The organism is Streptomyces sp. NPDC022910 (genome assembly GCF_055561075.1).
Genome location: NZ_JBVHHL010000036.1, coordinates 68,511 through 78,312 on the forward strand (window position 1 = coordinate 68,511; position 9,802 = coordinate 78,312).

At 70.2% G+C, this 9,802-nt stretch carries 11 protein-coding genes; 7 read left to right on the forward strand and 4 right to left on the reverse strand.

The window, feature by feature from the left end; all coding sequences use genetic code 11:
* Positions 1 to 36 precede the first annotated feature (36 nt).
* Together dnaK and grpE are read left to right on the forward strand one after the other, a co-directional pair.
* Complete coding sequence (gene dnaK, locus ACZ3TS_RS28585) at positions 37 to 1,896, forward strand: molecular chaperone DnaK (RefSeq protein WP_467623457.1); 1,860 nt, start codon at positions 37 to 39, stop codon at positions 1,894 to 1,896.
* A 2-nt stretch (positions 1,897 to 1,898) separates the two neighbouring features.
* A complete protein-coding gene (gene grpE, locus ACZ3TS_RS28590; protein WP_467623460.1) occupies positions 1,899 to 2,417 on the forward strand; it encodes a nucleotide exchange factor GrpE in 519 nt (172 codons plus the stop codon).
* A 16-nt stretch (positions 2,418 to 2,433) separates the two neighbouring features.
* Here the strand turns inward: grpE and ACZ3TS_RS28595 are convergent, their stop codons facing one another.
* Positions 2,434 to 2,985, reverse strand: a complete 552-nt coding sequence (locus ACZ3TS_RS28595; protein WP_467623463.1) for a hypothetical protein — start codon at positions 2,983 to 2,985, stop codon at positions 2,434 to 2,436.
* A 373-nt stretch (positions 2,986 to 3,358) separates the two neighbouring features.
* On the opposite strand from ACZ3TS_RS28595, the gene ACZ3TS_RS28600 reads away from it, so the two are divergent.
* Positions 3,359 to 3,781: a protease inhibitor gene (locus ACZ3TS_RS28600; RefSeq protein WP_467623466.1), complete on the forward strand. Its 423-nt coding sequence runs from the start codon at positions 3,359 to 3,361 to the stop codon at positions 3,779 to 3,781.
* A gap of 216 nt (positions 3,782 to 3,997) precedes the next feature.
* Here the strand turns inward: ACZ3TS_RS28600 and ACZ3TS_RS28605 are convergent, their stop codons facing one another.
* Positions 3,998 to 4,411 (reverse strand): STAS domain-containing protein, encoded by a 414-nt coding sequence (locus ACZ3TS_RS28605; RefSeq protein WP_467623469.1) that lies wholly within the window; start codon positions 4,409 to 4,411, stop codon positions 3,998 to 4,000.
* 269 nt (positions 4,412 to 4,680) lie between these two features.
* Between ACZ3TS_RS28605 and ACZ3TS_RS28610 the strand changes: the two genes are divergently transcribed.
* A complete protein-coding gene (locus ACZ3TS_RS28610) occupies positions 4,681 to 5,040 on the forward strand; it encodes a hypothetical protein (RefSeq protein ID WP_467623472.1) in 360 nt (119 codons plus the stop codon).
* A gap of 69 nt (positions 5,041 to 5,109) precedes the next feature.
* Positions 5,110 to 5,973, forward strand: coding sequence for a Cof-type HAD-IIB family hydrolase (locus ACZ3TS_RS28615; protein ID WP_467623475.1), 864 nt, complete (start codon positions 5,110 to 5,112; stop codon positions 5,971 to 5,973).
* Between the two features lie 22 nt (positions 5,974 to 5,995).
* Here the strand turns inward: ACZ3TS_RS28615 and ACZ3TS_RS28620 are convergent, their stop codons facing one another.
* Positions 5,996 to 7,195: a PP2C family protein-serine/threonine phosphatase gene (locus ACZ3TS_RS28620; RefSeq protein ID WP_467623478.1), complete on the reverse strand. Its 1,200-nt coding sequence runs from the start codon at positions 7,193 to 7,195 to the stop codon at positions 5,996 to 5,998.
* Positions 7,196 to 7,273: 78 nt separating this feature from the next.
* A complete protein-coding gene (locus ACZ3TS_RS28625; protein WP_467623481.1) occupies positions 7,274 to 8,278 on the reverse strand; it encodes a zinc-binding alcohol dehydrogenase family protein in 1,005 nt (334 codons plus the stop codon).
* Between the two features lie 260 nt (positions 8,279 to 8,538).
* On the opposite strand from ACZ3TS_RS28625, the gene ACZ3TS_RS28630 reads away from it, so the two are divergent.
* Positions 8,539 to 9,114 carry an IS607 family transposase gene (locus ACZ3TS_RS28630; protein ID WP_467623484.1) on the forward strand — a complete coding sequence of 192 codons (576 nt, stop codon included), beginning with the start codon at positions 8,539 to 8,541 and terminating at the stop codon, positions 9,112 to 9,114.
* Positions 9,111 to 9,802, forward strand: a 692-nt coding sequence (locus tag ACZ3TS_RS28635) for a helix-turn-helix domain-containing protein (RefSeq protein ID WP_467623487.1), incomplete at its 3' end; no start/stop codon positions are given. The genes ACZ3TS_RS28630 and ACZ3TS_RS28635, both read left to right, overlap by 4 nt.

Consider the following 9,802-nt stretch of genomic DNA (forward strand, 5'->3'; position numbering starts at 1 on the left):
CTCTGACAAGAGCGACGACGAGGAGGGAGAGCCCCCATGGCACGTCCGGTCGGTATCGACCTCGGCACAACGAACTCGGTGGTCGCGGTCCTCGAGGGCGGCGAGCCCACCGTCATCACCAACACCGAAGGCGCCCGGACCACACCGTCGGTCGTGGCCTTCGCCAAGAGCGGCGAGGTGCTCGTCGGCGAGGTCGCCAAGCGTCAGGCGGTGACCAACGTCGAGCGCACCGCGCGCTCCGTCAAGCGCCACATGGACGACCAGTCCTGGCGCTTCCCGGAGAGCGGCACCATCGACGGCAAGAAGTACACCGCGCAGGAGATCTCCGCGCGTGTGCTGCAGAAGCTGAAGCGGGACGCGGAGGCCTACCTGGGCGAGGACGTCACCGACGCCGTGATCACCGTGCCCGCGTACTTCGACGACACCCAGCGGCAGGCCACCAAGGAGGCCGGCGAGATCGCCGGTCTGAACGTCCTGCGGATCATCAACGAGCCGACGGCGGCTGCGCTGGCGTACGGACTCGACAAGGAGAACGACCAGACGGTGCTCGTCTTCGACCTCGGCGGCGGCACCTTCGACGTGTCGCTGCTGGAGATGGGCGAGGGCGTCATCGAGGTGAAGGCCACCAACGGCGACACCCATCTCGGCGGCGACGACTGGGACCAGCGGATCGTCGACCACCTGGTCCAGCAGTTCAAGAACGCGTACGGCGTCGACCTGTCCAAGGACAAGATGGCCGTGCAGCGACTGCGCGAGGCGTCGGAGAAGGCCAAGATCGAGCTGTCGAGTTCGTCCGAGACGACCATCAACCTGCCCTACATCACGGCCTCTTCGGAGGGCCCGCTGCACCTCGACGAGAAGCTCACGCGCGCTCAGTTCCAGCAGCTGACCGCCGATCTGCTGGATCGCTGCAGAAAACCGTTCCACCAGGCGATCCAGGACGCCGGGATCAAGGTGTCGGGCATCGACCACGTGATCCTCGTCGGGGGCTCGACCCGTATGCCCGCGGTGACCGACCTGGTGCGGGAGATGACCGGAAAGGAGCCGCACAAGGGTGTGAACCCGGACGAGGTCGTCGCCGTCGGCGCCTCGCTGCAGGCCGGTGTCCTCAAGGGTGAGGTCAAGGACGTCCTGCTGCTGGACGTGACCCCGCTGTCCCTGGGTATCGAGACCAAGGGCGGCATCATGACCAAGCTGATCGAGCGCAACACCACGATCCCGACCAAGCGGTCCGAGATCTTCACCACGGCCGAGGACAACCAGCCGTCCGTGCAGATCCAGGTCTACCAGGGCGAGCGCGAGATCGCGGCGTACAACAAGAAGCTCGGCATGTTCGAGCTGACCGGTCTGCCGCCGGCCCCGCGCGGTGTCCCGCAGATCGAGGTGTCCTTCGACATCGACGCCAACGGCATCATGCACGTCAAGGCGAAGGACCTCGGCACCGGCAAGGAGCAGAAGATGACCGTCACCGGCGGCTCCGCACTGCCGAGGGACGACATCGACCGCATGGTCCGCGAGGCCGAGCAGTACGCGGAGGAGGACCACCGCCGCCGCGAGGCCGCCGAGACCCGCAACCAGGCCGAGCAGCTCGTCTACCAGACCGAGAAGCTCATCAGGGAGAACGGGGACAGGATCCCCGGTGATGCGAGGAGCGAGGCGCAGAGCGCCATCGCCGAACTGAAGGAGGCGCTCAAGAGCGAGGACACAACGGAGATCCGGCGCGTCATGGACAAGGCCGCCGCCGCGGCGCAGAAGATCGGCAGCGCCCTGTACGAGCAGGCGCGCCCCGAGGGCGGCGCGGCCTCGGAGCAGGGCACGGCGAGCGGAGGCGGCCGGGCCGACGACGTCGTGGACGCCGAGGTCGTGGATGACGACAACACATCACAGGCGGGCTGACCATGAACCCGAGTCGGCCGCAGAGCACGGAGTTGCGGCGCCTGCTGGACGAGCGCACCGCCGACCTGCAGCGGGTGAAGGCCGAGTACGACAACTACCGCAAGCAGGTGCGGCGCGACCGCTTGGCGGTACGCGAGATCGCCGCGGAGAACGTGCTGCGGGCGCTGCTGCCCGTGCTGGACGCCGTCGAGGGCGCCCGTCGGCAGGAGGTGATGACTCCGGGACTGAAGGCGGTCGCCGCCGTCCTTGATGCCCAGCTGGGCTCCCTTGGGCTGCAGACGTTCGGGGAGGAGGGCGAGCCCTTCGATCCCGCACGGCACGAGGCCGTGACGCATGTGATCTCCCCGGACGCCGACCGGCTGACCTGTACCGAGATCCTGGGCCCCGGCTACCGGGTGGGCGACCGGCTGCTGCGCGCCGCTCGCGTCACGGTCACCGGCCCGCCCCCGTCCGGTGGAAGCGGGGGAGCGCACGAGATGGCAGGGGGCCGGGACAGCGGGCAGGGTGACCGACGCCCTTGACGCCGGACGGTTCGGCTCAGTCCTCCCCGGCCGTAGTGTCCCCAGGCTCAGTGTCCGGTCCCTGGGCCCGGACCCGCTGCACGTGCTCCAGCGACTCGCGCAGCTCAGTGAGCCAGTCGTCGGTGTGCCCCTGCACCAGGCGCACACACCAGGCGAGCGCGTCGCTGCGGCTGCGGGCGACTCCGCCGGCGATGAGCGTGTCGAGGACCTGACGCTCGGGCTGGCGCAGCCGGGTCATCACGGGCGCCGCGATGTGGGTGAACAGAGCGCGTTCGCCGCCGCACTCCACGCCCCAGGAAACCTTCTTGCGGAACCGGTGCTCCGCCTCGCGCGCCACCGCTATCCGATCCTCACGGGTGCGCTCGCGGAACTCCTGGATACGGGCACCGACGGCCGCCTCCTTCTCGGCGGGCGAGGCGCCCTCGGCCAGCCGCGGCTCGGGGATGCGGCCGACGACCGTGATCTCCTCACGGTCGACGGTGACCTCTTCCAGGCTCTCGAACAGATCGTCGGGCAGACGGCCGGCGAACCAGCCACGAAGCTGCTCTCGTTGCGTTGCGGTAATCATGTAATGATCATTACTTTGATCCGAGGCAGAAGCAAGAGTGGGCGGGGCGTGTTTGCCAGGAGCTGAAGACAGCGCTTGCCGCCGACGGGAAGCGGAATGTTTCAGGCCGATTGCCGAGCCGTGGAAATCCGGCCAGGGGGTCGCTTTCGGCGGTCGGGATCCGCGCCGTTCCGGGGCCCATGCGTTCGAATTCCGTGACTTCACGCCACTGATTCAATACTCAAAGTTACCGAAACGAAGGGGGTCGATGTGAGTTTCCGGTCCGGACTCGGCAGACTCCCGCTCGCCGAACCGGCACCCGACCGGACCGACTCCGGCCTTACGTGCCACGGAGCCGGACCATGACTCCGACACGAGCGGAAGGATGCACACAATGCCGAACACCGCGCGCTGGGCAGCGACCCTCACCCTGACGGCCACCGCCGTCTGCGGCCCCCTCACCGGGTCCGCCCTCGCCGCCCCCGCCTCGCTCTACGCCCCTTCTGCGCTCGTCCTGACCACGGGCCACGGCGAGAGCGCCGCTCTCGCCACACCCCAGCGCGCCGTCACACTCACCTGCACCCCGACCGCCTCCGGCAGCCACCCGGACGCCACCGGGGCCTGTGGCGAACTACGCGAGGCCGGCGGTGACTTCGACGCCCTGTCGGTCAGAGACGGCGCCCTGTGCACCAGGCAGTACGACCCCGTGGTCGTCACCGTGCAGGGGGTCTGGCAGGGCAAGCGCGTCGCCTATGAACGCACCTTTGCCAACGAGTGCGTGAAGAACTCCTACGGGAGCGCCGTCTTCACGTTCTGAGGGACGCGGATCGCGCGGTCCCCGCGAGTGCCGATTCAGGGCTCGTGACTGGGGAGTGCGAGCCCTGGCGCGGTAGCCACGCGATCTCGCAGTGGGGGTCGGCCGGACGGAGTGGGGCCGTCCGGCCGGCCCCCGGAATCAGTCGCCCGTGATGAACCAGCGTCCCACTTCGCGGTAGCCGGAGTCGTACGCCGATGTCGACCTCCAGAACGAACTTCACGTGTGCGCCTCCCCTGCCGGTGATCCGGTTGCACCTTCTTCCAGCGTTTCATCGAAGTGCTGCTCGAGACGTGGCAACTCGGACAGTGGCGGGAAGCGGATGAGCAGGCCCGCGGCACGCAGCAGGTGATGGATGGGGTGCCGGTCCGAAACGAGGCGCAGGCGCCCGCCGCGCTCCCGCGCCCGGGCCTCCGCCCGGCACAGCACGCGCAGGCCCGAGCAGTCGAAGAAGACGACCGGCCGCAGGTCGACGAGCACATCGGGCTCGGTGCGGCCGGTGGCCGCATCCAGGTGCTCCGCGACGCAGCCTGCCGTCGCCATGTCGATCTCGCCCGACACCTCGACCACCGTGAACGGGCCGAGGGTGTAGCTACGGGCGAAGGGGTTCGCCGCCACCGGTTCCATGTGCATGCCGGCACCGCCTCGGCAGGGGAGTGCGCATTTGATCTGCGTAGCTACCCAGGCCCGGGCCCAAACATCCCTGCGGCCGCCTCGGCAAGATCAGATTCACTCGACAAGGTGAAGCACGGCTCATCGACCGCCTTGCGGGCCCGTCATGAGACCGGACGCCGCAGGCTGTGCCCCGGGTGCGAACTGCCGGCACTCGGTCGGCTACGTACTATGAGCTCCGGACAAGGCAAGGGCGCCGACGACACCGGACACCGACAGCAAGAGGTGAGATGGAGATCCGCCGAGCGCTCGCCGGGGCCGCCCTGCCCAGCACTGAGGTCGACGTCGTTCTCCACCAGCAGCGGCGCGTCGGCCCTTTCCGTGAGCGCCTGATGCGGCTGGAACAGGCCGGCGAAGCGATCGCCACTGGCTGCGCGGTCGTCCATCCCGAACTCGCCCTGCCGGGCGGCCCTGTCGGCGTCCACCCCGCCCTGCTGGAGCCGGTCCGTGACGCCGTGAGCCGACCGGTTCCGCAGCCACCGCCGGTCGAGGCAGGCCCTCCGGGCGGCACCGCGCCCCTGCGCGGAGCCCTGGCCGTCGCCCTGCGCCGCGTCCGCGCCGGGCTGCGCACCCGCGCCCGGGGCGACTGATGCGGACGGAGAGACAGCGCAGCACCGCCGTACAACGCCCTTTGTTGCCGCCCCGACAGAAAGCAGGACATGTCCTCCACGCCCTCGTGCCTCCTCACCGCCTCCGAGCTCCCGAGCGAACCCGTCGACATCCGGCTGGTGGTCACCGACATGGACGGCACGCTCCTCGACGGCACCGGACGGATACCGGACGGCCTGTGGCCGCTCCTCGCCGAGCTGCGCCGGCGCGGGGTGCTCTTCAGCCCGGCCAGCGGTCGCCAGTACGCCACGCTGGCCCAGCAGTTCGCCGAGGCGGGCGACGGCATGGTCTTCGTCGCCGAGAACGGCACCTACGTCGTACGCGACGGCGCGGAGCTCAGCGCAGACCCCCTGGATGCCGCAACGGCCGCCCGCATCGTCGGGACCACACGGCGGCTCGCGGCCGACGGAGTCGACGTCGGGGCGGTCCTGTGCGGCAAGAAGTCCGCCTACGTCGAGCGGACCGACGAGGCCTTCGTGGCCGAGGCGAAGAGGTACTACACCCTGCTGCGCACCGTCGAGGACCTCACCGCCGTGGACGACGAGTTCCTCAAGGTGGCCCTATTCGACTTCGGATCCGTGGAGCGGTCCACCGCTCCCGCCCTGAAGCCGTTCACGTCGACCCACCAGGTCGTCGTCTCGGGCGAGCACTGGGTCGACATCATGAACCCCTCCGCCAACAAGGGCGCCGCCATACGCAGGCTCCAGCAGGAGCTGGGCATCACGCCCGCGCAGACGATGGTGTTCGGGGACTACCTCAACGACCTCGAGATGCTCGATGCGGCCGAGTGGTCCTTCGCCATGGCCAACGCCCACCCGGACGTGCTGCGGCGGGCACGCTACGTGGCGCCGCGCAACACCGAGAACGGCGTCCTGCGCACGATCACCGGCATGCTGCACCTGCCCACCTGCTGAGCGCCGGCGCGGCCTCGCCGGTTCACACCTCGGGGCGGCGCCGGATGCGGGCGGCGAGGACCGCGACGTCGTCCTCCGCGTGCTGGGCGTCGAGATGGGCCAGGACGTCGGCGAGCAACTCGTCGACGCTTCCTCCTGGCCGCAGCCGCAATCCGGCGAGCCGGGTCAGGGAGACGTCGATGTCCTCCTCGCGCCGCTCCACGAGACCGTCCGTGAACAGCAGCAGCGTGTCTTCGGGGGTCAGCGCCCGGGTGGCGAGTTCATAGCCGCCGAGCCCCGTCCCGAGCGGAGGCCCCACCGGTACGTCCAGCAGTTCTCCGGTGCCGTCCCTGCGGAAGAGGGCCGGCGGCAGGTGTCCCGCGCTGGTCAGCGACGCGTTGCCCCGAGCCGGATCCACCTGCACGAGCAGGCAGGTGGCCGGACGGCGGGTACCGTCCTCGGCGACCGCCGCGTCCAGCCGGCGCAGCACCCGATGAGGCGGCAGGTCGGTGGAGGCGATGTAGCGCAGCATCGAGCGATAGGCGTTCATGTCGACCGCCGCGTCCAGTCCGTGCCCCATGACGTCGCCCATCACCAGCAGGGTCCGTCCGAAGTGCAGTCGCACGGTCTCGAACCAGTCCCCGCCCACCAGTGTCCCGCCGCCCGCAGGGAGATAGCGGGTGGCCAGGTCCAGGTTGGGATGCGGTCGCCCCGGCTCGGAGAGCAGCGCCCGCTGGAGGCGGAACACCGTGTTGCGCATGGCCGTGTAGCGACGGGCGTGCCCGAGGTGCACGGCCGCCAGCCGGGCCGCGAAGTGGGTGACGGTGGTGCTCCGGGCCGTGAACGGCGGACCGTACCGCACCGCGAGCAGCACTCCGTACAGCCGGCCGTGCCCGAGCAGCGGAACGCTCATGACCTGCCGCCTCACCAGCCCGGACGGGTCCATCGATGCGGTGATGGGATGCCCTGCGTCCAGCGCCTGCACGCACAGCGGGCGGGCCGCACCCCACGATTCGAGCAGCTCGGCCCGGCCGGCCGTCGCCACCCGGTCCAGGTCGGGGTCGGAGGTGGGTGGCGCCCAGGGAACGTCCTCGGGCAGCAGGTCCACCGCGGCGGCGTCGCACACCCGGTCGCACACAAAGGCGGCCAGCTCCTGGCACGTGATCTCCTCGTCGAGCGTCGTGCCGATCGACTCGAGGGCGTCCACGCCGTACGGGGGGTCTGCAGCGTGCCCAACGCCCACAGCGCACCTCCGCGACTACACCTCTCCGGCTCCATCCACGCACGTCACCGTTCGGCCCACACTTGCGGCACCTCCCGCTCAGAGATCGTTCACCAGCACGGCCGCCCCGTCGAAGCGCCCCGCCTTCAGGTCGCACAGGGCCCGCTGCGCCTCGGACAGCGGGTACGGGTGCGTCGTCGCCCGTACGCCGTACTTGACCGCGAGGTCCAGGAACTCCCGGCCGTCCTGACGGGTGTTCGAGGTGACGCTGCGCAGCTCCTTCTCGTAGAACAGCTCGCTCTCGTAGTGCAGCACCGGGACGTCGCTCAGGTGGATGCCCGCCACCGCCAGCACCCCGCCGCGGTCCAGAGCCCGCAGCGCCACCGGGACGAGATCGCCGACCGGTGCGAACAGGATCGCCCCGTCGAGCGGCTCCGGCGGCGCGTCGTAGGAACCGCCCGCCGACGCGCATCCGAGGCCCAGCGCGAGCCGCCGGGAGGCCTCGTCCCGTGTCAGTACGTGCACGGTGGCTCCCTGCGCCACGGCGACCTGCGCGCACAGGTGGGCGCTGCCCCCGAACCCGTACAGGCCGAGACGCCCGCCCGGCGGCAGCGACGTCCGCAGCAGCGCCCGGTAGCCGATGATGCCCGCGCACAGCAGCGGCGCGAGCACGACGTCGTCCACGTCCGCCGGGAGCCGGTAGGCGAAGGCGGCCGGTACGGTCGTGTACTCGGCGTATCCGCCGTCGGTGGTCCAGCCGGTGTAGCCGGAGTCCGGGCACAGGTTCTCGGCCCCGCGCAGGCAGTACCGGCAGGTGCCGTCCGTGCGGCGGAGCCACGCGACGCCCACCCGGTCGCCGACCGCCCACCCGTTCACCGCCGCCCCGGCTCCGGCCACCTCGCCCACGACCTCGTGCCCGGGTGTCACACCGGGACGGCGCACCGGCAGGTCGCCCTCGGCGACGTGCAGATCCGTCCGGCACACGCCGCACGCCCGCACGTGAACCAGCAGCTCGTCGGCTGCCGGCACGGGGACCGGCCGTTCCACGAGCAGTAGCGGCTCCCGCTCGACGGGACCCGGCCGGTCCACCATCCATGCACGCATCGCCTGTGCCCCGTCCTGTCCAAGTCCGTCCCCGTTCCAGTGTCGGACAGGACCGCCGTTCGGCGCGCGTCGCGGCCGGGGCGTGGCTAGCGTGAGCAGGAAACCCCAACCGTCGCACGCAGAAGGTGGAGCGCCATGGCGGTACAACCCGAGGGAATGCCCTGTTGGGCCGACGCGATGTTCAGCGATGTCGAGGGGCTGACGACTGCTCCGTAATTCATCGGTAAATGTCAGCCCTTCTCAGCATGTATCATGATCTCGTGAAGCTTTCCGAGTGGGCGGCGCGCAATGGCGTGCACTACCAGACCGCGTGGACGTGGGCGAAAGAGGGCCGTATGCCGGTCCCTGTACGCCAGACGCCGTCCGGTACGTGGCTGGTCGACGAGCCCGCCATGGAGGCGTCCGGGCGGGTGGTGGCGTACTGCCGTGTCTCCTCGGCTGACCAGAAGTCGGACCTTGACCGGCAGGTCGCCCGCGTGGTCCAGGGGGCTACCGGTCTCGGTCTGCCGGTCGCGGAGGTCGTCACCGAAGTCGGCTCGGGACTGAACGGGCGCCGCCGCAAACTGCACCGGCTCCTGTCCGAACCGGGCGCGGCCGTGATCGTGGTCGAGCACCGCGATCGCCTCGCCCGGTTCGGCGTCGAGCACCTGGAGGCCGTGCTGTCAGCGTCCGGGCGGCGCCTGGTGGTCCTGGACCCCGCCGAGACCGCCGACGACCTGGTGCGGGACATCACCGAGGTGCTGACCTCGATGTGTGCGCGCCTGTACGGGCGGCGGGCGGCGAAGAACCGTGCCGCCCGTGCGGTGGCCGTGGCGACCGGTGAGGCCGCCGAGTGAAGAGGTTCCAGCCGCAGCCCGGCTTCGTAGTCCAGGCGTACAAGTTCGCCCTGGATCCGAATGCCGGTCAGGAGGCCGCTTTACGGTCGCATTGCGGTGCGGCGCGCGCGGCCTACAACTGGGCTGTGGGCTGGGTCGAGGCGTCGTGGTGGCAGCGGAAGACGGAAGAGTCCTACGGGATTCCCGAGGCGGATCTCACCGAGTGGCGGCCGTGGTCGCTGCCAGCGCTGCGGAAGGCGTTCAACGCCGCCAAGCACACCGACCCGCGCTTTGTCGGGTGGTGGGAGGACAACTCCAAGGAGGCGTACAGCACCGGCTTGACGAACGCTGCTGCCGCGTTCGACAACTACGCGAAGTCCAAACAGGGCAAACGCAAGGGCAAGCGGGTAGGCATGCCGCGTTTCAAGTCGAAACGCAAAGCCCGCCTGGCCTGCCGGTTCACCACCGGCACGATCCGCGTGGAGGCGGACGGCCGCCACGTCACCCTGCCCCGGCTCGGTACGATTCGCGTGCATGAGCCCACCGCCAAGCTCCTCGGGAAGGTGCAAGCCGGGAAGGCCCGCATCCTGTCCGCGACCGTCCGGCATGAACGAGGACGCTGGTTTGTCGCCTTCCAGGTCGAGGCCGCGCGGGAGATCCGCCGCGTCGCCCGCCCCGACGCGGCAGTCGGTATCGACCTCGGCATCAA

What these genes read in the sequence shown, in the direction of transcription:
- dnaK (WP_467623457.1), top strand. Translation starts at nt 37, where the DNA reads ATGGCACGTCCGGTCGGTATCGACCTCGGCACAACGAACTCGGTGGTC.
- grpE (WP_467623460.1), top strand. Translation starts at nt 1,899, where the DNA reads ATGAACCCGAGTCGGCCGCAGAGCACGGAGTTGCGGCGCCTGCTGGAC.
- ACZ3TS_RS28595 (WP_467623463.1), bottom strand. Translation starts at nt 2,985, where the DNA reads ATGATTACCGCAACGCAACGAGAGCAGCTTCGTGGCTGGTTCGCCGGC.
- ACZ3TS_RS28600 (WP_467623466.1), top strand. Translation starts at nt 3,359, where the DNA reads ATGCCGAACACCGCGCGCTGGGCAGCGACCCTCACCCTGACGGCCACC.
- ACZ3TS_RS28605 (WP_467623469.1), bottom strand. Translation starts at nt 4,411, where the DNA reads ATGCACATGGAACCGGTGGCGGCGAACCCCTTCGCCCGTAGCTACACC.
- ACZ3TS_RS28610 (WP_467623472.1), top strand. Translation starts at nt 4,681, where the DNA reads ATGGAGATCCGCCGAGCGCTCGCCGGGGCCGCCCTGCCCAGCACTGAG.
- ACZ3TS_RS28615 (WP_467623475.1), top strand. Translation starts at nt 5,110, where the DNA reads ATGTCCTCCACGCCCTCGTGCCTCCTCACCGCCTCCGAGCTCCCGAGC.
- ACZ3TS_RS28625 (WP_467623481.1), bottom strand. Translation starts at nt 8,278, where the DNA reads ATGCGTGCATGGATGGTGGACCGGCCGGGTCCCGTCGAGCGGGAGCCG.